We start from the raw sequence: 26,711 nt of genomic DNA on the forward strand, positions 1-26,711 counted from the left end.
GCCCTCAGTCGTTAAAACTGATAAAGACGCTCCGGGTTCTCGCTCAGAACTTGCTTTTGAATTGCTGGATCGGGGATCCACACTTGTAGTAAATCTAAAAGATCTGCATCGTTTGGCATCGTTCCCTTGACCATCACATGGGGCCAGTCCGTGCCCCATACCACCTGCCTTGAATTCGCAGCAATCAAGGCATGTGCAAATGGATTGGTATCAGAGTAGGGGATTCTTTCCTCAGTTGTGATTCGATAGGGGCCAGTAAGTTTTACCCAGGCACGCTCCTCGCGCATGAGCGACAAGAGGTTTTGAAAGCCAGGGTCTTTGGTACCTAGATTTGTTTTTAAATACCCAAGATGACCCAGCACGATCGGGACTGGGAAATTCGATAGTAATTGCGAGAGATTTGGGAACTCATTGACATGCATGAGAAACTCCAAATGCCAGCCAAATGATGCAATCTGGTTCGCTAATTTAGTTAATTGCTTGATTGGTAAAACGCCCTTAGCCTCGGCAAGATCGACAATATTGCAGCGTAACCCACGAATTCCAGCGCGATGCAGATCTTCTAATTCTGTATCGCTAATATCCCAATTCACCACTGCGACTCCTCGAAAGCGCAATGGATTAGTTTTAATCGCTGCCAGCAATGCACGATTATCCGTTCCATAAATACTGGGCTGGACCAATACTGATCGTTGAGCGCCTAGGCTGTCCAGTAGTGCCTGATATTGTGAAAGTAAGGCATCTGGCGGGGTATAGATCCGATTTGGTATGTAGGGATACAAGGACTGAGGACCGCAGATGTGAGCATGGCAATCCGTTGCGTTCTCACAAAGAACGAGACCAGGCTTTTTGAGGGCCTGGTCTGGTGCTTGGCAAAGGGGAGCGTTATTGTGGTTCAATCCCAGCGTCTTTAGCAATCTTGGTGTACTTGCTGATTTCGCTACGAACAAACTTTTCTGTTTCAGCAAGATTCATGGGCTTGATGGTGATGCCTGCTTTGGCGTAGGCTGATTTCACCTCAGGGTCCTGCAGCGCCCGATTGATGTCGGTATTCAGTTTTTGCAAAATCGCTTGGGGTGTTGCCGATGGTGCCCAAACGCCGACCCATAAACCAATCTCAAAGCCAGAAAAACCTTGCTCAGCAATCGTTGGAATATTGGGGGCTGCCTCGGCACGGGTTGCACCCGTTACACCCAATGCGCGGACTTTACCACCCTGAATTTGTGAGATGGCAGTTTGTAGGGGAGCCATGTAGTAGGCGGTACGTCCAGCAATGGTTTCTTGAATTGCTTCTGGAGATCCTTTAAAGGGGACGTGCAGCATCTTGATGCCAGCGGTTTGATTGAAATACTCGGCTGCCAAATGGGTTGAGCTTCCGACACCAGCGCTTGCAAATGGAATATCACCCGGTTTTGCTTTGGCAGCGTTAATCAAGTCTTTAAGGGTCTTATAAGGACTCTCAGCTGACACAACGAGAGCGTATGGACTGCTACCTAAAATATTGACATCGGTGAGGCTCTTGAGGTCATAAGGCAGTTTTTTATAAATCGCAGGATTGGCGGCATAGGATGCGGATTGAACTAAAAGGGTATAACCATCAGGTTCAGAGTTCACCACGACGCCAGTGCCTAGCAAGCCACCAGCACCAGGCCGGTTTTCAATAATGACAGGTTGCTTCCAGGTTTCTGCAAGGCTTTTGGCAACAATGCGCCCAGCAATATCAGCACCTGAGCCAGGTGTGAGGGGCACGACCATTTTGACGGTTTTATTAGGGTAATTGGCCGCTGCACTCTGTGCTTGAATTGGCAGACTAAATGCCCCAGCAAATGCAAGCGTGGTTGCGCCAATGAGATATTTTTTGATACTAATTTTCATGATGTCTCCTTTTTATTGTGACTGCTTATCTACTATGCCACAGAATCTAAAAATCCCCGTAGCGCATGGTTAAACTCAGCAGACTTCTCAATATTCGATAGGTGAGCCGCTTGATCAATCGCGATTAGCGAAGAATGGTGAATAAGCCGATGCAAGACAGTGGATTGCTCATATGTACAGGCTGGATCTTGTCTGCCTAACAAAATCAGAGTTGGCGCCTTAATTTTTAAGAGCATCGTTGATTGCGCCATATCCCGAACTGCACTAGCGCAGCCTAGATAGCCATCTACAGGCGTAGCTAATATCATCTTTCGTACTCGTTCAATTTGATCTGGCTCGCGCTCAATAAAGTCATTTAAGAACCACCGTTTGATGGTTCCATCAACAAGACCAGCGATGCCTTGAGATCTCGCGATCGCAAAACGCTCCTCCCACATACTGCGAGGTGGCATCTCACTGGCGGTATCGCAAAGACTAAGTGATAAAACATTGTCCGGATAATTGGCGCCAATGTATTGGCAGATCATGCCACCCATAGACAGCCCAGCAAAGTGTGCCTTCTTGATTCCGAGAGCGTTCATCAGGGCAACTAAGTCTTCTGCCAGAAGGGCAATGCTGTAGGGGCCTGGCGTTACTTCGCTTTGACCGTGACCACGTGTGTCGTAGCGAATGACACGATACCGATCAATCAATGCGGGCATGGTTCGATCCCACATTTCTAAACTGGACATCAGGCTATTACTTAAAAAAACGGGGGGACCATTTTCCGGACCGTCGATTTGATAAGCGATCTTGATTTGATTAGCGTTTACAAACTGTCTCATCTTTTTCTCCTTAAGATGCTATTTTTACACTAATAAATCTTGGCTTCTCCAGCAGGTCGATTCTTAAAGCGTTTATGAACCCAATAGTATTCAGCTGGGCGCAGCCGGATCTCATCTTCAAAGTATTGATTAAGGCGTGCTGTATCGGCGTTCTCATCATCACTTGGAAATGACTCAAGCGCCTTACCAATATGACAAATGTAACCAGAGCGATCTGATTTAAGTGTGGTCTGCATCACGCACACTTCAGCGCCACTTATCCTAGCTAAACGTGAAATCGCAGTAATGGTATTTGTTTGAACGCCAAAGAAGGGTACAAATACGGAGTCCTTGATGCCGAGATCAATATCAGGGGCGATAAAAACAAAGTTTCCATTTTTAATCTCTCGAACCGTTTCGATGAGATGACCTTGTCTTGGAATGGATCGTCCGCCAAAGCGACCACGCCACTCAATAATCTTTTGATCAAAATATGGATTTTTCATCTTTTGGTAGAGGGTGACACCGCGTGGCCAATCCATTTTCTCGGCTAGGGCGCACAAAGCAATGCCACCTTCAATACCAACAAAATGGGGGTTGACCAAAATGCGGGGCTTTCTATCCCCCAATTCAATCTCAGAATCAATCTGAATCATTTCATTGATCTGGGTAGGGGTGCCCAGCCAGATGCGACTGCGTTCCAAAATACTGCGCCCAAATAACTGCCAGTGCTGCAAAGCCAGAGCCTCAATTTCTTTATTCGATAGTTGTGGAAAACACAGACGTAAGTTAATTAAGACCACCCGCTGACGATCGCTTGGTATGTGCGCGACGACCCATCCTAAACCACGACCCAGTTGAATAATCCATGTATATGGAAAAATTAGGACAAAGCGTAATAGTGATACTGAGAGGTGATTAAAAAAGGTTTGCAAATAGGTCCTTGTGAGGTATCACTATATACCTGAATAAAGACCCTAGGAACAATGGCGTAAACTGCTTACATGAAACAAGCTATTTTGCGGATCCTCTGGGTATTGAGTGGCGCAAGTGTGGCCTTGTTTTTGGCTCTTCATGTGGTCCGTCCACAAGATTCCACCTTATTACTTGCCTCCTTGGGTGGTTCAACACTATTTTTGTTTGGTCTAACAACACTGCCGCCGACGCAGCCCAGGGCATTATTTGGTGGCCATCTTATATCTGCCTTGATTGGGGTGATCTGTTACCAAACTTTGGGTGATGCAACGTGGGTACTGGTCTTATCAGTGCTAATCACAATCGCAGTATTGTTGCTGACCAAGACTGTTCATCCGCCTGCAGGTGCTAATCCTTTGATCATGATTCATGCACATGCAGGATTTATGGATATCTGGACCCATGTTTTATTGGGTGTCATAGCGCTGGCTGCCACAGCATTTGTCTGGTCACGTCTTGGGCCTGGAAAGGTCAAATATCCCGTGAAATGGAACCAAGAGTCTCCACCCGGACCCCATTGGGGCCCATGGGGGTCAATCTAAGTCTGATTCATTAATTCGCGAACCGCTTTGGCTAATTCAAGTGCGGTCATGCCATTAGGCCCAATTCCGGATTGAACCAGTTGATCAGCGGCACGCGCATGAAGCTCAACTGCAAGGCAAGTTGCCTCCCACAAATTGAGATGATGGCAAATTCCTTGGGCTGCAAGTGAGGCGATGAGGCCCGTTAGGACGTCCCCCATGCCACCGGTTGCCATCCCAGGATTCCCTGCATTGCAGGTATAAATCACATCAGCTGGTGAACCAACTAATGTGTGGTGGCCTTTGAGAACCACATAGCATTGCAATTGATCAATCAAGCTCTGAATAGCTCCTGATCGATTGGCCTGAATCTCATCCACCGACATGCCCAAAAGACGAGCTGCCTCGCCGGGGTGAGGCGTGATTGTGCATGGATCTTCACGTTCTCGCAATAATTGTGCTAACCGTGGGTGCTCAGCAATCAGATTTAAAGCATCCGCATCTAAGATTAGTGGACCAGGGAACGCAAGACTGGCCTCTAAAAATTGCAACGCTTGATCACTTAAACCTAAGCCGGGACCAATCGCAAGGGAATCCGACTGCATGCGCTCAATGAAATTACGGGCATTAACCACCTCACTGATGTCTTGAACCATCAACTCAGGTTGATCAACCTGCACATGAGCTGACTTCGAATCCAAGATCCCAATAATGGTCCACCCAGCACCGCTATACAGAGATCCATACGCAGATAAAAAAATAGCACCTGCCATCCCAGGCGCACCGCCTACAAGTAATACCTTCCCCATATCGCCTTTATGTTCATGGGGCTTACGAATCAAGCGGGCACGCAGCGCAAAGGCATTTAGGTTTGGCATGATTAGAGAGGGTAGGTGCTATGAAGCTGAGGCAGATGAATATGCTCCCAGCCCAGTTGTGAGTGGATTGCTACCTTCAGTTGTTCTGCGGCGTAGGGCTCCCCATGAGTAATATAAACATGCGTTGGAGCTTGTCGAAATCCTTTTAACCAAAGTATGAGTCCAGCCTGATCAGCATGGGCTGATAAACCGCCAATGGTATGGATAGAGGCTTTGACAGAAATTTCCTTGCCAAAGAGATGAACGATTTTTGCTTGATCAACAAGCCGCCGTCCCAATGTACCTTCTGCCTGAAAACCGGTGATGATGATCGCATTATTACGGTGAGGTAGATTCCATTTGAGGTGGTGCACAATTCGACCGGCCTCGCACATTCCGCTAGCAGAGATCACAATGGCGCCGCCTTTAATGCGATTGAGTGCTTTGGACTCTTCAACGTCGGCAATAAAACGTAAATCTAGGCGGTTAGGGTTGTTTTGATACCAATCGAAGATTGCCTGCGCTGCTTCATCGAGGGAGGAACGATATTCCTCGGTCAATCGAGTCACGGATGTAGCCATTGGCGAGTCAACCCAGATATTGAGATACGGCAAACGTTTGCGCCGAATTAAATCCATTAATACAAAAATGATTTCCTGGGTGCGACCGACCGCAAATGCGGGGATGATGATATTGCCATTGTGCTTGAGTGTATTCGTAATGACCTCTACGAGCTCATCCTCTGTGTCCTGTAGCGATCGGTGTAAGCGATCGCCATAAGTCGATTCCATAATTAAGGTGTCAGCATGCTCAATTAGCTCAGGGTCGTTCATTAGCGGCCGATCAAACATTCCCAAATCACCTGAGAAGACGGTGCGATGGCTTTGTTGATTTTCTTTTTGAATATCGATCACCGTAATTGCGGCTCCCAGGATATGCCCGGCATCTAAAAATTCAATTTCGATCCCTTGACCAGGGCTAAAGCGGCGGTGATAAGGCACGGTCTTAAGTTGCGCCAAGCAATCGATGGCTTCGAGGGTGCTGTAAAGAGGAACTGGAAGATCACCTTTCCAACGGCCCTGAGCCTGTTTGCGTTGAGCGCGTTCATAATCGGCTTCTTGTAGATGGGCACTATCCAAAAGCATAATTTTGAGTAAAGAGGCTGTCGCAGGAGTGCAATAGATAGCCCCCCGAAACCCTTGGGCGCATAAGCGCGGCAATAATCCACTGTGGTCAATATGTGCGTGGGTCAGAACCACAAAATCGAGCTCACGGGGAGAAATTGGGAGTTCAGCCAAATTTTTGTCGTCCGCCTCTCGACCTCCTTGAAACATTCCATAATCCACCATAAAGCAGTGGTGAACCCCACATGCTTTGCCGCGGATAAGGTATTTAGAGCCGGTGACCTCTTGGCCTGCACCAAGGAATTGAATATGCATAAAAAAATTAGGGATATAGGCGGCTGAATTTGATATGGATCAAGGGAATACCCAATAATATTGCTACACTGCTAGAACTGATTACATTGTGGAGGGGGATCATATGAAAATACTACTACCAATTGACGGTTCAAAGACTTCGTTGAGTGCGGCCAAATACGTTGCTCAATTAGTTGGCAATATGCGCAGTAAGTGTTCCGTTACCTTAATTAATGTCCACGATGACTTCGGACTCAATCACATTAAGCAATTTGTCAGCAAAAGCGTAGTGGATGATTATTTACGTGAAATCAGTGAAAAAGAGTTAAAGCCTGCCCAGAAGGTTTTAGATGCAGCAGGTGTTAAGCACAATATGATTATCAAGCGCGGCCATGTATCCAAAGAAATTTTGGCTACTGCCACCAAAGAAAAGTTTGACATGATTGTGATGGGCGCCAAAGGTCGCGGCGGCGTGCTTGATCTTCTGATTGGATCGGTTGCTCAACGAGTCGTATCTTCAGCTAAGCAGCCTGTTCTCTTGGTGAAATAATTTGCCATCAACTCAATAAAAGGGCTGCCTTGGCAGCCCTTTGTTTTTGTAAGTCCGCATGACCATTTCATCGACACCGTGTTACCACTGCGGTAGTGATACCAAGGCAGCAGATGCCTTGCATGCTGATTTAGGTGGGATCCAGCGCCCATTTTGCTGTGCTGGATGCATGGCAGTTGCGCAAACTATCTATGGGGAAGGGCTTGAAAGTTTTTATCAGCGCCAAATACCCGCTGGCGAGCGACCCGACTATTTAGTCAATGGCAATGAACTTCCTGAAGCGCTCGAAGTCTATAACGATTCGACCCTGCAGGCGCGCTTTGTGAAGATTCTGGCTTCCGGCTTAGCTGAGTCGATTCTGTCGCTCGAAAAAATCCGTTGCGCGGCATGTGTTTGGCTTTGCGATCGTCATCTGCAACGTGTTTTAGGTATTGATGATGTCCAAATTAATTACGTCACCCTAAAAGCCATTGTGCGCTTTGATCCTCAGAAAATTACCTTACCAAAAATATTGTATGAGGTGCAGCGCATTGGGTATCTAGCCTGGCCTTATGAGCCCTCAGAGTTGGCTCTCCGTAGTAAGCGCGAGCACAGAAATCTATTATTCCGTTTGGGGGTTGCTCTATTGGGCATGATGCAGGTCATGATGTATGCCTGGCCGATTTATACCGACTCGGTTGACCTATCCCCCGAAAACAATCTCTTACTCAACTGGACCAGTTGGCTATTAACCGTCCCTGTTGTTCTCTATTCTGCCGCCCCAATCTTTGGCTCCGCATGGCGGAGTATACGTTCATTTGCGCAAACACGATCTTTGGGCATGGATGTACCCATTGCCTTGGCACTGGGGATGGCCTTTACTGTGGGTACTGTCAACTTATTACTAGGAGATGGACCGAGTTATTTTGATTCAATCACGATGTTTGTGGCCTTTACCCTCGGGGCGCGTTATATCGAATTGATTGCTAGGCAGGATGCTCAAAGTGGCTCGGAGGCATTGGCTAAACAGCTTCCGGCTAGCTGTGAACGCTACCTTGATTACCCAAAGAATACTGCGGTTGAGCGCATACCTGTTGTGCGTTGCCTTGTCGGCGATCGAGTTCGGGTGGGTCCTGGTGAGATTATCCCGGCAGATGGCGTACTGATGGATTCATATACCAGTGTGAGTGAAGCATTATTAACTGGTGAATCAAGACCAGTACAGAAGTCTCCTGGTGATCGCTTATTTGCTGGCACGCATAATATTCAAAATAGTATTGCGCTGGAAATTACGGCGGTGGGACAAACCACTCGCTTGGCTGGCATTGCAATCCTATTGGATCGTGCTCTTCAAGCAAAGCCACCTATGTTGGGATTGGCTGAAGTGTGGGCCGGTCGATTTGTGATTCTTCTCATCATTGCAGCGATCATGAGTAGTGCCACCTGGTTATTAGTAGACCCTAGTCGAGCATGGCCCGTGATGCTCGGTGTGTTAGTGGCAAGTTGTCCATGCGCATTATCGTTAGCGATACCCACAGCACTGGCCGCTGCTCAGGGTGCGCTAACCAAGATTGGTTTATTTGTAATTCATGGTCGCGCCCTTGAAGGTTTGAGTAAAGCAAATACCTTGGTGATGGATAAAACTGGCACTCTAACGATCGGCGAGCCTCGTTTACAAAGCATCACTGTATTTCGAGATGGTATGAGTGAGCAAGATGCATTAGCGCTAGCGGTCGGTATGGAGGAGGGTCAAAATCATCCCTTGGGACTAGCGCTTGGCGATACACTTCGAGAGCGTGAGCTTGCGCCACAGCGTTTTTTGACTCGAAGTGAAAACCACTTAGGCAAAGGGCTATCCAATGGTAACTACCGTCTTGGTAAGGCCAGCTGGGTGGGTGTGCAGGGGTCACCGATTCCATTCGATGCACTCTATAGTCATGTCTACTTAAGCGATGATCAGGGACTCATCGCCCAATTTAGCTTCTTAGATCGCCCCAGAGAGGGTGTTGAGGCTTTATTGCAATATGCACGCGCTCATGGGATTGCAGTTCACTTATTGTCGGGTGATACCCAGGCTACCGTCGAGGCCTGGGCACGCCATCACGGAATTACGCAGTATCGTGGTGGTGCCAGCCCCGAAGAAAAATATGAGTTTATTCGTGATCTACAGGCAAATGGCGCCAAGGTATGTGCGATTGGTGATGGGGTGAATGATGCACCGTTCTTGGCAAAGGCCGATGTATCGATCGCAATGGGAAGTGGCGCCCCTTTAGCCGCGGCTGGTGCGGATGCTGTATTGGTAAGCCCTAATTTTGAGACCTTGGTGAAGGCATTTGCCTTGGCACATCGCACCCAAAGAATCATTCGCCAAAACCTTCTATGGGCATTCCTATACAACGTGACGATTATTCCGGTGGCGATGATGGCTTGGATTAATCCTTGGGTTGCTGGGATTGGGATGGCATCTTCATCGCTTTTAGTAACCCTCAATGCATGGCGTTTACGTAAGGTCTAGATTAGACTACTTGCATGGAAAGTTTGTATCTTTTGATCCCCTTATCGCTGCTCCTTGTGGCTGGTCTTGCTTACCTACTGTATTGGTCGATTCAGGGCGGTCAGTTTGATGATCTGCAGGGCCCTGGCGAGTCGATCTTGCTGGATGATGACAGCCCGCAGCGCAAAGACCCCCCTAATATTTGATCTACATCAAAATACCGAAATTACGCTAACTCGATAATTTCCCAAGGCTTTTAGCACAGTTATTTTGCTCAGGGAGGTTGTATGGCGTTAGCCATCAGTGGGTCGCAAGACGCGAACTTTAACTATAAGGTTGTCAGCCAATTTGCCATCGTTACGGTGTTATGGGGCATTGTTGGGATGTTTGTGGGGGTAGTTCTGGCAGCCCAGTTGATTTGGCCAGAAATCACAATGAATATTCCGTGGTTAAGCTACGGTCGCTTACGACCCTTGCATACCAATGCGGTGATCTTTGCCTTTGGGGGCAGTGCTTTATTTGCAACCTCGTATTATATTGTCCAGCGCACCTGTCAGGTCCGCCTTTTTAGCGACAAACTGGCTGCATTTACCTTCTGGGGTTGGCAGCTCGTGATTGTGGCAGCCGCTATTACTTTGCCGCTTGGCATTACCACCTCAAAAGAGTATGCCGAATTAGAGTGGCCCATCGATATTTTGATTACGATTGTTTGGGTTGCTTATGCCATTGTGTTTTTTGGCACCATCATGAAGCGCAAGACCAAGCATATTTATGTATCGAACTGGTTCTTTGGTGCTTATATTCTGACAATTGCTATTTTGCATATTGTGAACAATATTGAGATGCCAGCGAGTCTATGGAAGTCATACTCGGCATACTCTGGTGCACAAGACGCCATGATTCAATGGTGGTATGGTCATAATGCAGTTGGCTTTTTCTTGACCACCAGCTTCTTAGGCATGATGTATTACTTCATTCCTAAGCAGGCCGATCGCCCAATTTATTCCTATCGTTTATCGATTGTGCATTTCTGGGCTCTTAACTTCACATATATGTGGGCAGGACCCCATCATCTGCAGTACACATCATTACCGGATTGGACTCAATCGCTGGGGATGGTGTTCTCATTAATTCTGTTGGCACCTTCGTGGGGCGGAATGATCAACGGCATCATGACCCTGTCGGGAGCTTGGTACAAGCTACGGAGTGACCCCATCCTCAAATTTCTAATCGTGGCACTGTCGTTCTACGGTATGTCAACCTTTGAGGGTTCGATGATGTCGATTAAGACCGTTAATGGACTATCGCATTACACCGATTGGACGATTGGCCATGTTCATTCTGGAGCTCTAGGCTGGGTTGCCATGATCACAATCGGCTCTTTGTACTACCTCATTCCTCGTTTGGTAGGTAAGAAGGAGATGTATAGCACCCGCCTCATTGAATTGCATTTCTGGATTGCCACCATTGGTGTCGTTCTTTATATCGCCGCAATGTGGATTGCTGGAGTGATGCAGGGCTTGATGTGGAGAGCTTTTGAGGCCGATGGCACATTGACCTATAGCTTTGTAGAGTCGGTGAAAGCCAGTTACCCCTTCTATGTGATTCGACTCTTAGGTGGTATCTGCTACTTGGGGGGTATGTTCTTGATGGCGTACAACGTATTTAAGACCTTGTATGGCGAGCGTTTTGTGGATGCACCGATCCCATCAAATGTTCAAGTTGCTCATTAATTGGGAGGAAAAATGTCAGATCAAAATAAATTTTTCTCTCACGCTACTCTCGAAAAGAACGTCGGTTGGCTCATCATCACGACTATTTTGGTTGTGAGTGTGGCTGGCTTGGTACAGATTGTGCCGCTCTTTTTCCAGCACTCAACCACCGAGCCAAGCCCTGGAATCAAGCCGTTTACAGCATTGCAATTGGCTGGACGTGATATTTACCAGCGCGAGGGTTGTGTTGGCTGTCACTCACAGCAGATTCGTACATTACGTTCAGAGACCGAGCGTTATGGTCCGTATTCAGTTGCTGGAGAGTCTGTCTTTGACCATCCATTCCTTTGGGGTAGTAAGCGGACAGGACCCGATCTTGCTCGTGTAGGTGGACGCTATTCAGATGACTGGCAACGTATCCATTTACGCAATCCTCGTGATGTCGTCCCGGAATCCAATATGCCGGCTTACCCGTATTTGCAAAATGCGCCAGCAGATGTATCGAGTATTCAAAAACACATGCATGCATTAAAGCGTTTAGGGGTTCCATATACCGATGAAGAAATTGCGAATGCCCCCAAAGAGCTTGAAGGCAAAACGGAAGAGGATGCCTTAGTTGCCTATTTACAGGGCCTGGGCATTAATCGTCGCGCCACTACTAAAACTGCCAGCCAATAAAGGAGATCAGCATGCAAGCATTTACCGCTTATCTATCGGCAATATCGAGCACCTTTGGCTTATTTGTGTTTTTAGGAATTGTTTGGTGGGCTTGGTCTACGCATCGCAAGGCCGCCAATGAGGAGTCAGCAAATTTACCATTTGCACTTCCGGATGAGTTTCAGAAGGATCAATCATGAGTGATTTTTTTAGTCCCGGTTGGAGTATTTTTATTGCGATCGTAACGATCGTCGGCATTATTTGGTGCTTGTGGCTATTGATGTCGCAACGTAAAACCAAAGTACCAACCGATTCTTCGGGCAATGTAACCGATACGGGCCATGTTTGGGATGATGACTTGCGTGAATTGAACAATCCGCTGCCACGTTGGTGGATGTGGATGTTCATTATCTCCTGTATCTTCGGAGGTATTTATCTGGTTCTTTACCCTGGTTTAGGTACCTATCAAGGTATCTTGGGATATAGCACTCAAGCGGAGCACGATCAATCTGTACAGACCGCAAATAAAGATCTGCAACCGGTTTATGCGAAATACATGCAAATGAGCATTGAGCAGGTTGCGACAGATCCTAAAGCCAAAGAAATGGGACAGCGCTTATTTTTGAACTATTGCGCACAATGCCATGGATCAGATGCTGGAGGATCTAAGGGATTTCCTAATCTGCATGACAAAGATTATTTATATGGTGGCGAACCAGAGATGATTCGGGCATCGATTGTGCAAGGACGGGCAGGTGTTATGCCCGCCTTTGGCCACCTAAGCTCTGCCCAAATTGGCGAGGTGGTGGCTTATGTTCGTAGCCTCTCCAACTTACCCGCCGATGATCTTCGTGTTGCTCAGGGTGAAGCTGTTTATAAAACCAACTGCGCGGCTTGTCATGGGGCAGACGGAAAGGGAAATATTGTTCTGGGCGCACCCAACTTAACCGATAAAGTTTGGCTCTACGGCAGTTCCGAGAAGGCGATTACCGAAACAGTGCAAAAAGGTCGTAACGGCGTGATGCCGGGTCATGACGCAATCCTAACCCCAGAAAAGATTCAGATTCTGACGGCTTATGTTTGGGGTTTGTCGCATCAGCCGATGAGCACAAAGAAGTAAAGCCATGAATCAAACTTCATCGACACAGACTGCTGGCGACAGCAAGCCTGTGATCGAGATCGTAGAGCAGTCACTCTACGAAGTTCGTAAACATATCTATCCGCGCTCGGTTAGCGGACCCTTTGCAAGTTGGCGTTTGGTCTTCGTGGTTCTGACCCAGTTGTTGTATTACGGATTGCCATGGCTCAGTTGGAATGATCGTCAGGCTGTTTTATTTGATTTGGTGCAGCGTAAGTTTTATATCTTTGGCTTGGTGTTGTGGCCACAGGATGTGATCTATCTCACGCTTCTCCTGATTTTATCGGCACTTAGTCTCTTTCTATTTACTGCCGTCGCAGGCCGTTTATTTTGTGGCTACGCCTGTCCACAAACGGTCTATACCGAAATCTTCATGTGGATAGAGCGCAAAGTGGAGGGCGATCGGTTTGCACGTATTCGCTTGGATGGAGAAGAGTGGCCTTGGAGTTTTAAAAAGTGGCGACTGAAGATTACTAAGCATGCCTTATGGATTGCAATCGCTCTGTGGACTGGATTTACTTTTATTGGATATTTCACGCCCATTAAAGAACTAAGCGCCAATATCTTGGCTTTTTCTTTGGGGCCATGGCAAACCTTTTGGTTACTCTTTTATAGTTTTGCAACATGGGGCAACGCAGGCTTTATGCGCGAGCAGGTTTGTAAATATATGTGCCCGTATGCCCGTTTTCAAAGTGTGATGGTCGACAAAGACACCTTTGTGGTGACCTATGACAAGATGCGCGGCGAGCCTCGCGGTAGTCGCAATAAATCAGAAAACCAAGTCCAAAAGGGCTTAGGGGATTGCGTCGATTGCAGTATCTGTGTGCAGGTATGCCCCACAGGGATTGATATTCGTGACGGTTTGCAATACATGTGTATTGGCTGTGGGGCCTGCATCGATGCTTGCAATCAAGTGATGGACAAGATGAACTATCCCAAGGGATTAGTGCGCTATACCACTGAGCGAGCCATGCTCAATCGGGAGTCGAATCAATTGGCGCGTAGCCATTTATTTCGCCCGCGCATCTTGGTTTACACCTCAATTATTTTGGTATTAACCTCGGTCTTCTTGTTTTCGCTCTTCACACGAAATCCCTTGCGGGTCGATGTAATGCGTGATCGCGGTGCTTTGGCTCGCGAAGTGGATGGTCGCTATATTGAGAATGTCTATCGGGTCCAACTGATGAACTCTTCCGAGTCGCCAATGCAGGTCGATATCAAAGCAACCGGTTTGCCAGATATTGCAGTATTGGACGCTAGCGGCAAGGTCCTTCATAGCGTAGTGATTGCGCCAGCTAGTAATTTATTGATTCCGGTGAAGGCAAGCGTGGCGATCAATGAAGTGATATCCGGATCGCATCCGATTCAGTTCCAGTTTCGTGGTCAAGAGGGCGAACAGATTCGCTCGCGTGATGAGAAATCAAGCTTTATCGTGCCACGCCAATAAAGGGAGTTCATTATGAAAGCAGAATCGCAAATTTCAAAACCATGGTGGAAACAGCTCTGGCCCTGGTTATTAATTCTGGGCCCAGCCTTGGCAGCGATTGGTTGCGCGATTACCATTTATTTGGCATTTACTGTGCATGCCGATGAACCGGTGCGAGATGGCATTAAGCGGGGTCTGAAGGTCGAGCAGGTGCAGCCGTGAAACTCAAGACAGCGATTTGGATTCTTTGGCCCTCCTTTTTAGCAGCCATTATTGCTGAAGGTTTGGTATTCAGTTTATTTAGGCCCGAAGACTTGCTCCTGTTTGGGCAACCCCATTATTTATCGAACGAGGCAATATACTCCATTGGTTTTTTTGCCTTTTGGACGATTTGCGCGATATCAAGCGCCATCTCTTTATTTATCGTACGCGACTGCTTCTTAAACTCGAAGTCAGCGGAAGATGACCTGCTTAACTGAGTCGTATAGGTGATGAGCAGTTGGTTTTCTCATTCACGTTCGGAACCCCAGCGAGTTGATAGAGCCCTTCAATGTCAATCAATTTAACGTGGCGTTGCTTAATTTGTAATAAGCCTGACTCGGTAAACCGTGACAACATCCGACTTACCGTCTCAATTTGAATTCCAAGATAGCTGCCAATGTCCTCACGGCTCATCTTTAAATCAAATTCAGTAAATTCATATCCGCGAGCGGCATATCGTTGGGATAAGTTAATTAAAAAACCTGCGAGTCGTTCTTCGGCTCTGAGAGTTCCCAATGACAGTAAATGACGTTGATCCTGAGTTAGTTCACGACTTAAGATGCGATGGAATTGATGCTGCAAACTGGGAATTTGTGATGCTAAGTTTTCAAATTCGGAGAAGCGAATGATGCAAACCTCGCTCTCCTCGAGTGCAATCGCATTAGCTTGGTATTGGTGCTCGCCAATGCCGTCTAAACCCAAAATCTCACCAGGCATATGAAAACCGATGATTTGTGCGCGACCATCCGGTAATAAGTGCTCTGTTTTTAGGGTACCAAAACGAACGCTGTATATAGAATTGAGCGGCTCGCCGTGTCGGTACAGGGTATCGCCCTTGTGGAGATGGACTCGATCTTTGACGAGAGTATCAACCTGGCTTACCTCATTGGCAGACAGACCAAGCGGCAGACAAAATTGCCCCAAGACACAAGTAGAGCATTTATTCAGAATTTCTTTACTGGAAGAAATATTCATGATGATGCATATTCTAGTCGAGAGTCCAAAAAAGTTCTATTTCACGCCCCATGCTCAGTAGCACATTATTTATCGGAATTCTCCTAGCAACAATGGCCAGTAGTTGGCATTGTGCCTTGATGTGTGGGGGGATTGCGGCTTCGATTGATCAATCGGTGGCAAAAATTAAGGTTTACCCCAATCGGTCAAGAGTCGTTTGGGATCAAATAGTGGTTCATTTGGCGAGGATTGCCAGTTACATGCTTTTGGGAGCTGGAGCAGCCTGGTTGGGAATTGCTTTTTGGAGGCAGGAGGTGATTCCAATTCAACGAGCATTATTTGGAATTACTGCCGGGATTCTCCTCTATCAAGCCTATCGCTTGATTCACCCAAGTGGTAAAAAAATCACCCATCTTTTTGGACAGAAGATTGCACAGGCCTTATCGCAATGGTGGGCAAAACACTTCGCAAAATCTCGCACTGGCCTGGCGCGCTGGATGACGGGGATGCTGTGGGGCTTGGTGCCGTGTAGTTTGGTGTATGGAGTCCTGGCCCTTGCATTTTTGTCGGGCGATCCAATCGTAGGCGCATTACTAATGCTGGCAATGGGATTGGGTACCTTGCCAAGCCTATTGGTATTTACCAAGGTCAGTGGTGCCTTGATGCAGTTTGGACAAAGGGTCTGGGTACGATACCTTGCCGCACTCTTATTGATAGCAACTGCTGTATATGGTTTTTATCGTGGCATGACCTTGCCAGCAGAGTTATTAAAGAGTGGATTTTGTTTGACCTAGAGTGCTTTGATTGCCAAACCAATTGCAACGAGTCCTGAGAATCCAGCAAAAATGAGCTGAGTCCATTGGCTACTGATTCTAGGAGCAATTAGGCGACCAGCCATCATTCCAACAATGGCGCCGATTGCGAACGGTATGGCCACCAACCAGTTCATAGTCCCAGCCAGTCCCGAGCCCGCAACACCTCCCAGTGAAATCAGAGACAGAACACCCAAAGAGGTGGCAATGATTGACTGCATGGGTAGATCACTAATCCGTTTGAGTGCAGGGACAATTACAAAGCCGCCTCCAACCCCTAAAAGCCCTGATAAAAATCCAGCTAAGGCGCCAGAGCCAATCAGGGCGCGTGCGCAAGGGACGGTCCAAATTAAGCGACCAATCGATAAGTCGAGCGAGCAGGGTACTGCTTTGGGCTCTTTATATACCCCCTTTGATTGTTGGTAGGCCTCTACAAAAATTCGGATAGCAACGTAGAGGAGAACCAAAGAAAAAATCAGCATTAAGGGTTGATTGGGAATCTGGTGTGCTAACCAAAGTCCTGCGGGTGATAGTAGCAAGCCTGCAAAGGCCAACAGTATGGCAGCGCGGTAACGTAATAACCCAGTTCGTAAAGCCATGATGGCGCCTAGCGCAGAAGATACAGTGACTGCAAGTAGCCCAATGGGGCTCGCCTCCACCATGGGTAAATGGAGCGCAAAGACCAGCAAAGGAACCGATAAGATGCCGCCGCCGGCACCCGTTAGCGCCATGATGAGGCCAACGAATATGCCAAGCCCCGCAGGAATAAGGTGGGGTTGTAAAAGACCGATTAAATCCATCAAGATAGTATCAACGACTTGCTATTAGTTAAATCATAATATATTATATATTTATATATATTGTAATTCACCTTGAATAAGGAGTAAAGCATGCAAAAGCCAATCGTCAAAGCCTTTTTTGATCAAGGAACATGGACCTTTACCTACGTCGTTTATGAAAAACCTAACACGCCGTGTGTGGTGATTGATACAGTCCTCAACTATGACCCTAAATCGGGTCGTACCAAGACCAAGTCTGCAGATGAGGTGATTGCTTTTGTCAAAGATCAGGGCCTCACAGTCGATTGGATTTTGGAGACCCATGCGCACGCAGATCACCTGAGTGCTGCACCTTATATTCAAAAGCATCTTGGGGGCAAGATCGCCATTGGCTCGCATATTCAGGATGTGCAAAAAGTATTTAAAGGAATATTCAATCTTGAGAGTGACTTTCCAACCAATGGCTCCCAATTTGATTACTTGATCGAAGAGGGCCAGGATTTGTATGCGGGTAACTTAACCATCCACCCCTTATTTGTTCCTGGACATACACCAGCATGCATGGCTTATGTGATTGGCGACGCCATTTTTGTTGGCGATACGATCTTCATGCCCGATGTTGGGACGGCGCGCTGTGATTTCCCGGGTGGCAACGCTAATACGCTTTACCAGTCGATGCAAAAGATTTTGTCCTACCCAGATGACACGCGTTTATTCATGTGCCACGACTATCCCCCCACCGACCGTCCAATTGCCTATGAAACCACCGTGGGTGAAGAGAAGCATAAAAATATTCATGTGCATCAGGGGGTCACCGAAGCTCAGTTTGTGGAGATGCGGAATCAGCGTGATAAGACCTTAGAGATGCCGATTTTGATCTTGCCTTCGATTCAAGTCAATATTCGTGCCGGTCATCCACCGCCTGCTGAGACGAATGGCAAGACTTATCTCAAAATCCCCTTCAATGTTCTCTAATTGGCGACTGAGTGGCTATGAATATCAATTTAAAGAAAATGCGCCAATCGGCTGATAAAGCAGTTGACTTAATGAAGGTTTTGGGAAATCGAGATCGAATGATGTTGTTGTGCGAAATTAACCAAGGGGAAAAATGCGTGGGCGAGTTGGAAGATTCCTTGGATATTCATCAGCCAACCCTCTCACAACAACTAACGGTATTGCGTAAGAAAAAGCTGGTGAAAACCCGTCGCGAGGGTAAGCAGATTTATTATTCCGGCGCCAATCCTGTGGCGATGTCAGTGATGAACTTGCTCTACCAAAATTACTGTAAATAACGAATTGATTTAAAAGGAGGTTTATGATGCAATGTAACGTCGGTCATACAGATCGGGTCCTGCGAATTTCTGCGGGAAGTTTATTAATTCTTTTATCTTTGAGTGGAGTGATTGGAGCATGGGGATGGATCGGGGTTGTGCCATTGGCAACCGGCATCTTTCGTTTCTGTCCAGCGTATCCGCTCTTAGGGATGAATACCGCCAAGAAAAAGTAGCGAATTAATTATGGGCAGTTTCAAGGAAGACTTCAAAGATACCGTTGTTGCGCTTCTTGAAACCGCTCAAGACCAGTATCGAGATGCCGTCAGTTTCGTTAAAGAAACATGGCCTCTGCTTGTTCTATTGGCCGCTATCTTAATTGGCCTCATTGCCTACTGGAATCCACCTCCACCGCGCCATATCATCATGGCCTCCGGTATTCAAGGAGGATCATATGAACAATTAGCCGCGAAGTATGTGGAGTTCTTTGCAAAAAAAGGTGTCACCATTGAGCTGGTGCGTACCGAAGGTTCCCAAGAAAATATTAATCGCCTCGCGGATCGCAAAGATCCAGTTCAAGCAGCTTTCGTTCAAGGTGGATCTTTGCATGCTAAACAAGTTCCTGGTGTTGAGTCCCTTGGAAGTGTTGACTACGAGCCGATTTGGGTCTTCTATAGAGGACCGTTTCTAAAAAATGGCATTTTAGATCTTGATCGACTTGCCAAGGCTCGGGTAGCCATTGGTCCCGAGGGTAGTGGCACTCATGTCCAAGCCATGAATATTTTGCGAGTTAGTGCCGTGGAGCGGATGCCCACACTATTACCACTCAATAATGATGAGGCGGTGATTGCTTTGCAAAAAGGTGAAGTTGATATTGTCTTGATGGTAGATGGCTTGCGAGCAAAAAATGTACAAACCCTCATAAATGATCCAACTGTTCGATTGCTCAACTTTAATCGTGCTGCCGCTTATACAAAAAATATTCATTATCTAGAAGAACTTGAGGTACCGATGGGCAGTTTTAATATTGCGCGTAATTTCCCGCCCAGTGATACCAAAATGATTTCCACGGTCACTAATTTATTAATTGATGATCGGATGCACCCAGCGATTCAGTTTCTCTTTCTGATGGCAGCCCAAGAGATCAATGGTAAAGAATCATTTTTTGCCAAGCGTGGCGAGTTCCCAGCCTTTATGAGCTCGGAGTTTCCGGAAAGTCCCATTGCGCAACAGTTTCATCAGCGCGGTTTACCAGTCTTAATGGATTTCTTACCATTTTGGGTCGCTGAGTTTATCCATCGAATGTTCTTTACCTTGCTACCATTCTTTGCGATTGCATACCCCATTGTGCTCTCCTTGCCTAGCTATCGTTTAAGGCGGGTTCGAGCCAAACTCAATCGTATTTATGGTGAGCTAAAGTTTTTTGAGAACGATCTGTTAATTAGCTACGATCCCAGCAAGGTACCTGAGTATTTGGAAACACTTGCGGATATGGAAAGACATGCCTTGGCTTTGAAAGTTCCAAAGAGTGCTTCGAGTGATTTTTACACGCTTAGAAGTAGCATTGATTATGTGCGCAATGCGCTTAATCGGGGCGATCATCAAATTCTGGGTCGCGAGAGTTCCATTTGATTTGGGATGCCATCATTGTCGGTGGCGGAGCTGCTGGGCTCTTTTGTGCTGGAATTGCTGGTCAACGCGGTAAAAAAGTTCTGGTACTGGATCATGCCCCAGTATTGGGGGAGAAGATTCGTATTAGCGGTGGTGGGCGGTGTAATTTCACAAATCTGAACTCAGCCCCTGAGCATTTTTTATCCCTCAATCCCCATTTTGTAAAAAGCCCCCTGGCGCGGTATTCATCAAAGGACTTCATTAATCTCGTGCGTGAGTACCGCATTCCGTTTCATGAGAAACATCGTGGCCAACTATTCTGTGACGATTCTGCAAAAGACGTTATTCAGATGCTGTTGGCTGAGTGTCATAAGGGCGGTGTCACTATTCAGCATCCAGTATCTGTTACCCAAATTATCAAATCGCAATCGAACTGGACTTTAGAAACAACAGATGGAATCAAGCAAGCTACTCATTTAATTATCGCGACCGGAGGATTGCCAGTACCAGCGATTGGCGCGAGTGATTTTGCTCTGCGAATTGCCAAGCAGTTTGAAATCCCAACCACTTCGGTACGTCCTGCATTGGTACCACTCGCATTCACCTCAGACGAGTTTTCAGTATTCACCAGCTTGGCTGGGATCAGCTTGGAAGCTAGCGTCCAGGCGGGAGAGCGTAACCACGGTTACGGAACCTATCGATTTGATGAAAATCTTTTGATAACCCATAAAGGGCTCTCGGGACCTGCTATTTTGCAAGCCAGTAGCTATTGGCATGAGGGCGAAGCGATCCACATCAATTGGCTAGGAAAGACCGATTTTGATGCGATCTTTTCTGAGGCGCACCAGAAAACAGTTGATGCCGCTCTCGCAGAGGTATTGCCGCAACGCGTTGCACAATTGTTGACCGAACAGCTCAATCTCGCAAAACGTAATTGGGCGGAGGTATCTAAGAAAGATCGAGAAGCCTTGCGTACCCATTTAACGAAGGCCCAAATGAAGCCTGCAGGTACCCTGGGATGGAAAAAAGCGGAGGTCATGTTAGGCGGGGTCGATACCAAAGCATTGGATGGTAAAACCATGATGGCTAAACAACATCAGAATCTCTACTTCATTGGGGAGTGTGTAGATGTCACCGGTCATCTTGGAGGGCATAATTTCCAGTGGGCTTGGTCGTCAGCTTTTGTTTGTGCTAATTCCCTAATAAATTAGTCAACTTAATAAATCTTTAGGGTTTTTACTGACTGGTTCCTAAGTCCCTTGTTCTTCATTCCCCTTGTCCGTAATATGGATGGATATAAGCAAAATTATCATTTACTCGTTAAGGACTTTCTTATGCAGAAATCATTACTCATTAATGCGGATAAATGCACGGGTTGTTTGCAATGTGAAATGGCATGTAGTTATGAAAACTACGGTGTCTTTAATACTGCTAAATCCCGCATTAAGGTCTTTGATTTTCATACCACTGGAAAAAAGGTTCCTTATACCTGTACTCAATGCGATGAGGCATGGTGTTTAAAGGCCTGCCCAGTTGATGCAATTCGGATTGATGCAAGCACTGGCGCAAAAGTAGTGATTGAAGATGTGTGCGTCGGTTGCAAAGTCTGTACGATCTCATGCCCATTTGGCACGATTAATTATGTTCAGGATTCTGGGAAGGTTCAGAAATGCGATCTCTGTGGGGGCGATCCAGCATGCGCCACCTCTTGCCCGACGGGCGCCATTACCTATGTCGATGCCGATTGGACTGGCTTAGATCGAATGAGAGCTTGGGCAGACAAGCTTGGCAACCAACCCGCCGCTTAATAGGAGATCATTATGTCTTGGTCAGGAAAAATTCTTCGTGTCAATTTAACCAAGGGAACCTGTCAGTCTGAGCCACTCAATATGGAGTGGGCTAAAGAGTATCTCGGTTCGCGTGGCCTAGCCTCCAAATATCTTGTCGAGGAGATCGATCCTAAAGTTGATCCTTTGTCTTCCGAAAACAAAATCATTTGGGCTACAGGGCCACTAACCGGAACCATGGCATCGACCGGCGGGCGCTATACCGTCGTGACTAAAGGCCCACTGACTGGAGCCATTGCCTGCTCGAATTCCGGAGGGTATTGGGGGGCTGAGCTCAAAATAGCTGGTTGGGACATGATTATTTTTGAAGGTAAATCGCCCAAACCGGTGTATTTGTTTATTCAAGATGATGATGCGCAATTATTGGATGCAAGTTCGCTTTGGGGCAAATCCGTTTGGGAGACAGAGCCAAGCATTAAAGCTAAACACCAAGATCCGCAAATTCGTGTTTCGTGCATTGGTAAGGCTGGTGAGAATCAGGTTTTATTTGCATCCGTTGTGAATGATTTACACAGAGCTGCAGGGCGTTCTGGAGTGGGCGCAGTGATGGGGAGTAAGAATCTGAAGGCGATTGCCGTTCGGGGAACTAAGGGTGTTGGTAATTTGAAAGACCCCAAAGGCTTTATGAAAGCGACAGCGGCAGCGAAGGCTGTTTTAGCTGGACATGCGGTGACCGGAGAAGGTTTGCCGACCTATGGCACGCAAGTGCTGATGAATGTGATTAATGAGGTTGGGGCATTGCCAACCCGCAATCATCAAGATGTTCAATTCGAGGGTGCTAAAGATATTTCGGCGGAAGCAATGGCCACTCCGCGTGAAACAGATGGTAAAGCCCATTTAGTGACCAATCAAGCCTGTTTTGGTTGCACGATTGCTTGTGGGCGGATTTCAAAGATCGATGAAACACATTTCTCGATTCAGAACCGTCCTCAATACATCAATGCTTCGGGCGGCCTAGAGTATGAAGCTGCATGGGCTCTTGGTGCCGCTAATGGTGTGAATGATCTTGAGGCCTTGCAATTTGCCAATATGGTTTGCAATGAACAGGGCATGGACCCCATTAGTTTTGGCGCAACGATTGGTGCCGTTATGGAAATGTACGAAATGGGAGTGCTTAAAAAAGAACAGTTAGGCATTGAAGCCCCATTTGGTTCAGCTAAGGCGCTTTGCTACTTTGCAGAAATTACTGCAAACGGCGAGGGCTTTGGGAAAGAGATTGGACTTGGTTCGGCAAAGTTAACCAAAAAATATGGTCAGCCGGATTTATCCATGAGTGTGAAGGGTCAAGAGTTTCCTGCCTATGATGGGCGCGTTGTTCAAGGAATGGGTTTAGCCTATGCAACTTCTAACCGAGGTGCTTGCCATCTTCGGGGTTACACGGTTGCATCAGAGGTCTTAGGTATTCCTGTCAAAACCGAGCCTACTGAAACGAATGGTAAGCCCGAGTTGGTCAAAGCATTTCAAGACGCAACGGCCGCTTTTGACTCGGCAGGTATTTGCTTGTTTACTAGCTTTGCATGGACGCTTGCTGACGTAGCACCCCAGGTGCAAGCAGCCTGCGGTGAAGAGTTTACGGTTGAAAATTTAAATACGATTGGTGAGCGCATTTGGAACATGGAGCGCGACTTTAATAATCGCGCCGGCTTTACGAGTAAAGACGACAATTTACCAAAGCGCTTGATGACGGAGCCTGCAAAAACAGGACCTGGTAAGGGCACCGTGAGTGGTCTTGACAAAATGCTCCCCGAGTACTACAAAGTCCGCGGATGGGATAGTGAAGGTCGTCTAAACGCTGAAACGCGCAAACGTTTAGGTCTTTAATCGATGATGAATCACGTTATTCTGGGCAATGGCCCAGCGGGAGTTATCGCTGCTGAGCAAATACGTCGTCTAAGGCCAAATGATTCGATCATTCTGATTGGATCAGAGGACTCTCCACCGTACTCACGCATGGCGATACCTTATTTATTAGTTGGAAATATTTCTGAAGAAGGAACATTTCTGCGAAAAGATACACACCATTTTGCAAATTTAAAGATTCACCTTAAAAAAGCGCGCGCCACAAAAGTCGATGCCGCAAAGAAGCACGTCATCCTTGATTCAGGTGAGGCCATTTCTTACGATCGATTACTCATTGCCACAGGTTCTAAACCGATTCGCCCTAATATTCCAGGCATTGATTTGCCCGGTGTACATCCCTGCTGGACTCTAGAAGATGCTCGTGCGATCCAAAAGATTGCAAAGCCAGGCGCCAGGGTGCTCCAGATGGGTGCAGGGTTTATTGGGTGCATTATTTTGGAGGCTCTTGCCAGTCAAGGTGTCAAACTGACGGTCGTAGAGATGGGTGATCGCATGGTGCCACGCATGATGACCGAAAAGGCGGGTGGACTCATTAAGCAATGGGTTGAACAAAAAGGTATTACCGTACATACAAAGACTAAAGTTGAGGCGATCTCTCAAGGAAGCTCTGGGTTGCAAGTGAGCCTTTCGAATGGCGAGCGCATTGAGGTCGATTTGGTGATTTCAGCCACAGGCGTAAAGCCCAATATTGAATTCCTAAAAGATGCTAATTTAGGAATTAATACGGGAGTTGTGGTCAATGATCGGATGCAAACTTCGGACCCCAATATTTATGCTGCTGGTGATGTTACCGAATCAACGGATTTCTGTACCGGCAAATCGATTGTGAATGCCATTCAACCGAATGCGGCAGATCAAGCCATGATTGCTGCAACGAATATGGCAGGCGGTAATGCACAAACCCGGGGTGCTTTGCAGGTAAACGTTCTTGATACATTGGGCCTAATTTCTAGCTCATTCGGTCAATGGGCTGGCGTAGAGGGCGGTGAATACGTTGAAAAAGCCAATCCTGACCAATATCAGTACATTCGACTGGAGTTTGATCAAGATCGTTTAATCGGCGCAACAAGCTTGGGTCTCACAGACCACATTGGAGCACTGCGGGGGTTGATTCAGACCCGCGTTGCCCTAGGGGAATGGAAAGAGAAATTACTTGAGGATCCAACCCAAATAATGGCTGCGTATCTTGCCAAAGGGCAATCTCAAGCAGCCTGGGTCTCTTAAAATTAAGTGATGCAAGTCACCCTTAAACTTTTTGCAAGCCTTTCTCCGTATTTGCCAAAACATGCTAAGAGGAATGAAGTGCAATTAGATGTGCCAGAGGGCATTACCGTTGCCCAGATGATTGAAATGCAAAATTTGCCCAACCAGTTAGTACACTTAGTTTTGCTAAATGGTCATTTTGTTGCTCCAGATCAACGGGCTACTACGGTTATTCAAGAAAATGATGCTCTTGCTCTGTGCCCACCCGTTGCGGGCGGGTAATGCAATTTGAGCGCTTGATGGGCTGTACAGCTCATGATCTGCAACGCTGGCTTCCGGATGCTCTTGGCAGTTATTACCCACGGTGCTCACTTGAAATTGATGGAATCACATTGATTCATGTTGAGAATCCACTGATTCAGATGGTTGGGTTCACAAAAAATGATCGTCAAATTGCATTACTCCGAATTCCTCAACTTCAGCTTCAATTAAAATTTACCGGTCTTGTCGACCATCAAATTCAAGCACTGTTAGAGCGGTTTGATCTTTACACTCGTAGAGGTGGCGGTTAGATCATCAGGAGAATTGATATGACTTTATTTATTGACCGTGTCGATCACCTCGTACTGACGGTGACTGATATTGAGAAAACTACGCAGTTTTATGAAAAGGCACTCGGTTTTGAGCGAGAGTTCTTTAAAGGACCCGAAGGACAGCCACGGTATGCCTTGTTGTTTGGGCAATACAAAATCAATCTGCAAGACAAAAATACCGAAACCCCGACCAAGGCAAAAGCGCCAACGATTGGGGCTGGCGATTTTTGCTTGATCTCCAAAGTTTCACTGGATGACTTCATTGCTCACCTACAAAAGGTTGGCGTAACCATCGATACAGGTCCGGTACAGCGCCGGGGAGCTTTGGGGCCGATTCGGTCGGTCTATTTCAGGGATCCAGATGGAAACCTGGTTGAAGTCGCCGAATACATCTAGATTTCACCTGTACGACCCTCAAAAGCCCCAATTCGGGGCTTTTTTCTATTTTATTAACTAATTGATTTAAAAGGATATTTTTATCCTTATTCCCATATAAAGGCATATTGACACCCAAATATGTATATTTTTATTGACAAAGATATATGTAAATTTAGAATTACACTTAAGAAAAGTAGGTTATTAAGATTTTGTGGCAGAGGGTGTCATAAAACCCGCGTGCGGGTGGAGCACGAGAAGTAGGGTGTCTTTCAAAGGGAGAAAACTATGTCAGACCCAAACAAGGTATGGCCCACCGGCTTAACGGAGGCTGAATCTGAAGAGTTACACCGTAACCTGATTCAAGGCACGCAGTTTTTTGGCATGATCGCAGCTCTTGCCCATTTGCTTGCGTACATTTATTCGCCTTGGCTGAAATAAGGAGAAAAAAATGATTTACGGAAAAATGTGGTGTGTCGTAAAACCATCCGTTGGGATCCCATTATTTTTGGGCGCCTGCGCAGTTGGTTCGTTTGCTGTTCATACAATGATCCTCAACAATACAACGTGGGTTAAAGCATTTTTGAATGGCAATGCTGATAAAGTAGCTAGCGCTTCGGCATCGGCAGCAGCAGCACCTGCAGCACCTGCAGTGAAGAAGTAAAGTACTTTAATTTTTCACTAGTCCGAGGTCGGCGGGCCTCGGACTTTTTGCATTTTGATAGTGAGTCTTGACGCCG

32 protein-coding genes are annotated in these 26,711 nt (G+C 46.8%); 24 read left to right on the forward strand and 8 right to left on the reverse strand.

The window, feature by feature from the left end; all coding sequences use genetic code 11:
• Window positions 1–11 precede the first annotated feature (11 nt).
• The 4 genes from QUE62_RS03265 to QUE62_RS03280 are packed head-to-tail and all read right to left on the reverse strand — an operon-like array spanning window position 12 to window position 3,613.
• Window positions 12–899: an amidohydrolase family protein gene (locus tag QUE62_RS03265; protein WP_286224406.1), complete on the reverse strand. Its 888-nt coding sequence runs from the start codon at window positions 897–899 to the stop codon at window positions 12–14.
• A complete protein-coding gene (locus QUE62_RS03270; RefSeq protein ID WP_286224407.1) occupies window positions 886–1,875 on the reverse strand; it encodes a Bug family tripartite tricarboxylate transporter substrate binding protein in 990 nt (329 codons plus the stop codon). The genes QUE62_RS03265 and QUE62_RS03270 overlap by 14 nt, the downstream gene beginning before the upstream one ends.
• A gap of 32 nt (window positions 1,876–1,907) precedes the next feature.
• Window positions 1,908–2,699, reverse strand: coding sequence for a 3-oxoadipate enol-lactonase (gene pcaD, locus QUE62_RS03275; RefSeq protein WP_286262250.1), 792 nt, complete (start codon window positions 2,697–2,699; stop codon window positions 1,908–1,910).
• 29 nt (window positions 2,700–2,728) lie between these two features.
• Complete coding sequence (locus QUE62_RS03280; RefSeq protein ID WP_286262253.1) at window positions 2,729–3,613, reverse strand: LpxL/LpxP family acyltransferase; 885 nt, start codon at window positions 3,611–3,613, stop codon at window positions 2,729–2,731.
• A 69-nt stretch (window positions 3,614–3,682) separates the two neighbouring features.
• On the opposite strand from QUE62_RS03280, the gene QUE62_RS03285 reads away from it, so the two are divergent.
• Window positions 3,683–4,195 carry an HPP family protein gene (locus QUE62_RS03285; RefSeq protein WP_286262254.1) on the forward strand — a complete coding sequence of 171 codons (513 nt, stop codon included), beginning with the start codon at window positions 3,683–3,685 and terminating at the stop codon, window positions 4,193–4,195.
• Here the strand turns inward: QUE62_RS03285 and QUE62_RS03290 are convergent.
• Together QUE62_RS03290 and QUE62_RS03295 are read right to left on the reverse strand one after the other, a co-directional pair.
• Window positions 4,192–5,052, reverse strand: a complete 861-nt coding sequence (locus tag QUE62_RS03290) for an NAD(P)H-hydrate dehydratase (protein ID WP_286262256.1) — start codon at window positions 5,050–5,052, stop codon at window positions 4,192–4,194. The two genes, QUE62_RS03285 and QUE62_RS03290, sit on opposite strands and share 4 nt — an antisense overlap.
• 2 nt (window positions 5,053–5,054) lie before the next feature.
• Window positions 5,055–6,470, reverse strand: a complete 1,416-nt coding sequence (locus tag QUE62_RS03295; RefSeq protein ID WP_286224412.1) for an MBL fold metallo-hydrolase RNA specificity domain-containing protein — start codon at window positions 6,468–6,470, stop codon at window positions 5,055–5,057.
• 103 nt (window positions 6,471–6,573) lie between these two features.
• On the opposite strand from QUE62_RS03295, the gene QUE62_RS03300 reads away from it, so the two are divergent.
• The 9 genes from QUE62_RS03300 to QUE62_RS03340 all read left to right on the forward strand — a co-directional run bounded on the left by QUE62_RS03300 (window position 6,574) and on the right by QUE62_RS03340 (window position 14,627).
• The gene (locus tag QUE62_RS03300; RefSeq protein WP_286262259.1) at window positions 6,574–6,999 is read left to right on the forward strand and encodes a universal stress protein; all 426 of its coding nucleotides are present in this window, start codon (window positions 6,574–6,576) and stop codon (window positions 6,997–6,999) included.
• Between the two features lie 58 nt (window positions 7,000–7,057).
• Window positions 7,058–9,493 carry a heavy metal translocating P-type ATPase gene (locus tag QUE62_RS03305; RefSeq protein ID WP_286262261.1) on the forward strand — a complete coding sequence of 812 codons (2,436 nt, stop codon included), beginning with the start codon at window positions 7,058–7,060 and terminating at the stop codon, window positions 9,491–9,493.
• A gap of 14 nt (window positions 9,494–9,507) precedes the next feature.
• Complete coding sequence (gene ccoS, locus QUE62_RS03310) at window positions 9,508–9,678, forward strand: cbb3-type cytochrome oxidase assembly protein CcoS (RefSeq protein WP_108508150.1); 171 nt, start codon at window positions 9,508–9,510, stop codon at window positions 9,676–9,678.
• Between the two features lie 81 nt (window positions 9,679–9,759).
• Window positions 9,760–11,205, forward strand: coding sequence for a cytochrome-c oxidase, cbb3-type subunit I (ccoN, locus tag QUE62_RS03315; protein WP_286224415.1), 1,446 nt, complete (start codon window positions 9,760–9,762; stop codon window positions 11,203–11,205).
• A gap of 12 nt (window positions 11,206–11,217) precedes the next feature.
• The gene (gene ccoO, locus QUE62_RS03320; protein ID WP_286224416.1) at window positions 11,218–11,862 is read left to right on the forward strand and encodes a cytochrome-c oxidase, cbb3-type subunit II; all 645 of its coding nucleotides are present in this window, start codon (window positions 11,218–11,220) and stop codon (window positions 11,860–11,862) included.
• Between the two features lie 11 nt (window positions 11,863–11,873).
• Window positions 11,874–12,041, forward strand: a complete 168-nt coding sequence (locus QUE62_RS03325) for a cbb3-type cytochrome oxidase subunit 3 (RefSeq protein ID WP_286224417.1) — start codon at window positions 11,874–11,876, stop codon at window positions 12,039–12,041.
• On the forward strand, window positions 12,038–12,961 hold the full coding sequence (ccoP, locus tag QUE62_RS03330) for a cytochrome-c oxidase, cbb3-type subunit III (protein ID WP_286262263.1): 924 nt from the start codon (window positions 12,038–12,040) through the stop codon (window positions 12,959–12,961). Before QUE62_RS03325 ends, ccoP begins: the two co-directional genes overlap by 4 nt.
• 4 nt (window positions 12,962–12,965) lie before the next feature.
• Window positions 12,966–14,426, forward strand: a complete 1,461-nt coding sequence (gene ccoG, locus QUE62_RS03335; RefSeq protein ID WP_286262265.1) for a cytochrome c oxidase accessory protein CcoG — start codon at window positions 12,966–12,968, stop codon at window positions 14,424–14,426.
• A gap of 12 nt (window positions 14,427–14,438) precedes the next feature.
• Window positions 14,439–14,627, forward strand: a complete 189-nt coding sequence (locus QUE62_RS03340) for a hypothetical protein (protein ID WP_286224420.1) — start codon at window positions 14,439–14,441, stop codon at window positions 14,625–14,627.
• A 249-nt stretch (window positions 14,628–14,876) separates the two neighbouring features.
• Here QUE62_RS03340 and fnr read toward each other — a convergent pair whose 3' ends face one another.
• Window positions 14,877–15,641 (reverse strand): fumarate/nitrate reduction transcriptional regulator Fnr, encoded by a 765-nt coding sequence (gene fnr / locus QUE62_RS03345; protein ID WP_286224421.1) that lies wholly within the window; start codon window positions 15,639–15,641, stop codon window positions 14,877–14,879.
• Between the two features lie 50 nt (window positions 15,642–15,691).
• On the opposite strand from fnr, the gene QUE62_RS03350 reads away from it, so the two are divergent.
• Window positions 15,692–16,414: a sulfite exporter TauE/SafE family protein gene (locus QUE62_RS03350; RefSeq protein WP_286262268.1), complete on the forward strand. Its 723-nt coding sequence runs from the start codon at window positions 15,692–15,694 to the stop codon at window positions 16,412–16,414.
• Here QUE62_RS03350 and QUE62_RS03355 read toward each other — a convergent pair.
• Window positions 16,411–17,232: a sulfite exporter TauE/SafE family protein gene (locus QUE62_RS03355; RefSeq protein WP_286224423.1), complete on the reverse strand. Its 822-nt coding sequence runs from the start codon at window positions 17,230–17,232 to the stop codon at window positions 16,411–16,413. The two genes, QUE62_RS03350 and QUE62_RS03355, sit on opposite strands and share 4 nt — an antisense overlap.
• 90 nt (window positions 17,233–17,322) lie before the next feature.
• Between QUE62_RS03355 and QUE62_RS03360 the strand changes: the two genes are divergently transcribed.
• The 13 genes from QUE62_RS03360 to QUE62_RS03420 all read left to right on the forward strand — a co-directional run bounded on the left by QUE62_RS03360 (window position 17,323) and on the right by QUE62_RS03420 (window position 26,635).
• On the forward strand, window positions 17,323–18,186 hold the full coding sequence (locus QUE62_RS03360) for an MBL fold metallo-hydrolase (protein ID WP_286224424.1): 864 nt from the start codon (window positions 17,323–17,325) through the stop codon (window positions 18,184–18,186).
• 17 nt (window positions 18,187–18,203) lie between these two features.
• Window positions 18,204–18,503, forward strand: coding sequence for an ArsR/SmtB family transcription factor (locus QUE62_RS03365; RefSeq protein WP_286224425.1), 300 nt, complete (start codon window positions 18,204–18,206; stop codon window positions 18,501–18,503).
• A 26-nt stretch (window positions 18,504–18,529) separates the two neighbouring features.
• Window positions 18,530–18,718, forward strand: coding sequence for a YgaP family membrane protein (locus QUE62_RS03370; protein ID WP_286226157.1), 189 nt, complete (start codon window positions 18,530–18,532; stop codon window positions 18,716–18,718).
• 10 nt (window positions 18,719–18,728) lie between these two features.
• Window positions 18,729–20,114, forward strand: coding sequence for a TAXI family TRAP transporter solute-binding subunit (locus QUE62_RS03375; protein ID WP_286262270.1), 1,386 nt, complete (start codon window positions 18,729–18,731; stop codon window positions 20,112–20,114).
• Window positions 20,111–21,304, forward strand: coding sequence for a BaiN/RdsA family NAD(P)/FAD-dependent oxidoreductase (locus QUE62_RS03380; RefSeq protein WP_286262271.1), 1,194 nt, complete (start codon window positions 20,111–20,113; stop codon window positions 21,302–21,304). Before QUE62_RS03375 ends, QUE62_RS03380 begins: the two co-directional genes overlap by 4 nt.
• Window positions 21,305–21,427: 123 nt before the next feature.
• Window positions 21,428–21,901 (forward strand): 4Fe-4S dicluster domain-containing protein, encoded by a 474-nt coding sequence (locus QUE62_RS03385; RefSeq protein ID WP_108509324.1) that lies wholly within the window; start codon window positions 21,428–21,430, stop codon window positions 21,899–21,901.
• Window positions 21,902–21,913: 12 nt separating this feature from the next.
• Window positions 21,914–23,761 (forward strand): aldehyde ferredoxin oxidoreductase family protein, encoded by a 1,848-nt coding sequence (locus QUE62_RS03390; RefSeq protein ID WP_286262273.1) that lies wholly within the window; start codon window positions 21,914–21,916, stop codon window positions 23,759–23,761.
• Between the two features lie 6 nt (window positions 23,762–23,767).
• Window positions 23,768–25,024 carry an NAD(P)/FAD-dependent oxidoreductase gene (locus QUE62_RS03395; RefSeq protein ID WP_286262552.1) on the forward strand — a complete coding sequence of 419 codons (1,257 nt, stop codon included), beginning with the start codon at window positions 23,768–23,770 and terminating at the stop codon, window positions 25,022–25,024.
• Between the two features lie 9 nt (window positions 25,025–25,033).
• A complete protein-coding gene (gene thiS, locus QUE62_RS03400; RefSeq protein ID WP_286224429.1) occupies window positions 25,034–25,285 on the forward strand; it encodes a sulfur carrier protein ThiS in 252 nt (83 codons plus the stop codon).
• Window positions 25,285–25,575 carry a hypothetical protein gene (locus QUE62_RS03405; protein WP_286224430.1) on the forward strand — a complete coding sequence of 97 codons (291 nt, stop codon included), beginning with the start codon at window positions 25,285–25,287 and terminating at the stop codon, window positions 25,573–25,575. Before thiS ends, QUE62_RS03405 begins: the two co-directional genes overlap by 1 nt.
• Window positions 25,576–25,593: 18 nt before the next feature.
• Complete coding sequence (locus QUE62_RS03410; protein WP_286262275.1) at window positions 25,594–25,992, forward strand: VOC family protein; 399 nt, start codon at window positions 25,594–25,596, stop codon at window positions 25,990–25,992.
• A 267-nt stretch (window positions 25,993–26,259) separates the two neighbouring features.
• Complete coding sequence (gene pufB / locus QUE62_RS03415; RefSeq protein WP_108508170.1) at window positions 26,260–26,412, forward strand: light-harvesting antenna LH1, beta subunit; 153 nt, start codon at window positions 26,260–26,262, stop codon at window positions 26,410–26,412.
• A gap of 10 nt (window positions 26,413–26,422) precedes the next feature.
• On the forward strand, window positions 26,423–26,635 hold the full coding sequence (locus tag QUE62_RS03420) for a light-harvesting protein (protein WP_108508171.1): 213 nt from the start codon (window positions 26,423–26,425) through the stop codon (window positions 26,633–26,635).
• Window positions 26,636–26,711 lie beyond the last annotated feature (76 nt).

Source organism: Polynucleobacter sp. HIN9, from assembly GCF_030297635.1.
GTDB lineage: Bacteria > Pseudomonadota > Gammaproteobacteria > Burkholderiales > Burkholderiaceae > Polynucleobacter.

Excerpts from the sequence above, each read along its gene's own strand:
- QUE62_RS03300 (WP_286262259.1), top strand. The coding sequence starts at position 6,574 with ATGAAAATACTACTACCAATTGACGGTTCAAAGACTTCGTTGAGTGCG.
- QUE62_RS03360 (WP_286224424.1), top strand. The coding sequence starts at position 17,323 with ATGCAAAAGCCAATCGTCAAAGCCTTTTTTGATCAAGGAACATGGACC.
- ccoS (WP_108508150.1), top strand. The coding sequence starts at position 9,508 with ATGGAAAGTTTGTATCTTTTGATCCCCTTATCGCTGCTCCTTGTGGCT.
- pcaD (WP_286262250.1), bottom strand. The coding sequence starts at position 2,699 with ATGAGACAGTTTGTAAACGCTAATCAAATCAAGATCGCTTATCAAATC.
- QUE62_RS03410 (WP_286262275.1), top strand. The coding sequence starts at position 25,594 with ATGACTTTATTTATTGACCGTGTCGATCACCTCGTACTGACGGTGACT.
- QUE62_RS03325 (WP_286224417.1), top strand. The coding sequence starts at position 11,874 with ATGCAAGCATTTACCGCTTATCTATCGGCAATATCGAGCACCTTTGGC.
- thiS (WP_286224429.1), top strand. The coding sequence starts at position 25,034 with ATGCAAGTCACCCTTAAACTTTTTGCAAGCCTTTCTCCGTATTTGCCA.
- QUE62_RS03375 (WP_286262270.1), top strand. The coding sequence starts at position 18,729 with ATGGGCAGTTTCAAGGAAGACTTCAAAGATACCGTTGTTGCGCTTCTT.
- QUE62_RS03350 (WP_286262268.1), top strand. The coding sequence starts at position 15,692 with ATGCTCAGTAGCACATTATTTATCGGAATTCTCCTAGCAACAATGGCC.
- ccoN (WP_286224415.1), top strand. The coding sequence starts at position 9,760 with ATGGCGTTAGCCATCAGTGGGTCGCAAGACGCGAACTTTAACTATAAG.
- QUE62_RS03305 (WP_286262261.1), top strand. The coding sequence starts at position 7,058 with ATGACCATTTCATCGACACCGTGTTACCACTGCGGTAGTGATACCAAG.
- QUE62_RS03340 (WP_286224420.1), top strand. The coding sequence starts at position 14,439 with ATGAAAGCAGAATCGCAAATTTCAAAACCATGGTGGAAACAGCTCTGG.
- QUE62_RS03420 (WP_108508171.1), top strand. The coding sequence starts at position 26,423 with ATGATTTACGGAAAAATGTGGTGTGTCGTAAAACCATCCGTTGGGATC.
- QUE62_RS03385 (WP_108509324.1), top strand. The coding sequence starts at position 21,428 with ATGCAGAAATCATTACTCATTAATGCGGATAAATGCACGGGTTGTTTG.
- QUE62_RS03405 (WP_286224430.1), top strand. The coding sequence starts at position 25,285 with ATGCAATTTGAGCGCTTGATGGGCTGTACAGCTCATGATCTGCAACGC.
- QUE62_RS03370 (WP_286226157.1), top strand. The coding sequence starts at position 18,530 with ATGCAATGTAACGTCGGTCATACAGATCGGGTCCTGCGAATTTCTGCG.
- ccoG (WP_286262265.1), top strand. The coding sequence starts at position 12,966 with ATGAATCAAACTTCATCGACACAGACTGCTGGCGACAGCAAGCCTGTG.
- pufB (WP_108508170.1), top strand. The coding sequence starts at position 26,260 with ATGTCAGACCCAAACAAGGTATGGCCCACCGGCTTAACGGAGGCTGAA.
- ccoO (WP_286224416.1), top strand. The coding sequence starts at position 11,218 with ATGTCAGATCAAAATAAATTTTTCTCTCACGCTACTCTCGAAAAGAAC.
- QUE62_RS03295 (WP_286224412.1), bottom strand. The coding sequence starts at position 6,470 with ATGCATATTCAATTCCTTGGTGCAGGCCAAGAGGTCACCGGCTCTAAA.
- fnr (WP_286224421.1), bottom strand. The coding sequence starts at position 15,641 with ATGAATATTTCTTCCAGTAAAGAAATTCTGAATAAATGCTCTACTTGT.
- QUE62_RS03355 (WP_286224423.1), bottom strand. The coding sequence starts at position 17,232 with ATGGATTTAATCGGTCTTTTACAACCCCACCTTATTCCTGCGGGGCTT.
- QUE62_RS03290 (WP_286262256.1), bottom strand. The coding sequence starts at position 5,052 with ATGCCAAACCTAAATGCCTTTGCGCTGCGTGCCCGCTTGATTCGTAAG.
- QUE62_RS03365 (WP_286224425.1), top strand. The coding sequence starts at position 18,204 with ATGAATATCAATTTAAAGAAAATGCGCCAATCGGCTGATAAAGCAGTT.
- QUE62_RS03390 (WP_286262273.1), top strand. The coding sequence starts at position 21,914 with ATGTCTTGGTCAGGAAAAATTCTTCGTGTCAATTTAACCAAGGGAACC.
- QUE62_RS03285 (WP_286262254.1), top strand. The coding sequence starts at position 3,683 with ATGAAACAAGCTATTTTGCGGATCCTCTGGGTATTGAGTGGCGCAAGT.
- QUE62_RS03270 (WP_286224407.1), bottom strand. The coding sequence starts at position 1,875 with ATGAAAATTAGTATCAAAAAATATCTCATTGGCGCAACCACGCTTGCA.
- ccoP (WP_286262263.1), top strand. The coding sequence starts at position 12,038 with ATGAGTGATTTTTTTAGTCCCGGTTGGAGTATTTTTATTGCGATCGTA.
- QUE62_RS03395 (WP_286262552.1), top strand. The coding sequence starts at position 23,768 with ATGAATCACGTTATTCTGGGCAATGGCCCAGCGGGAGTTATCGCTGCT.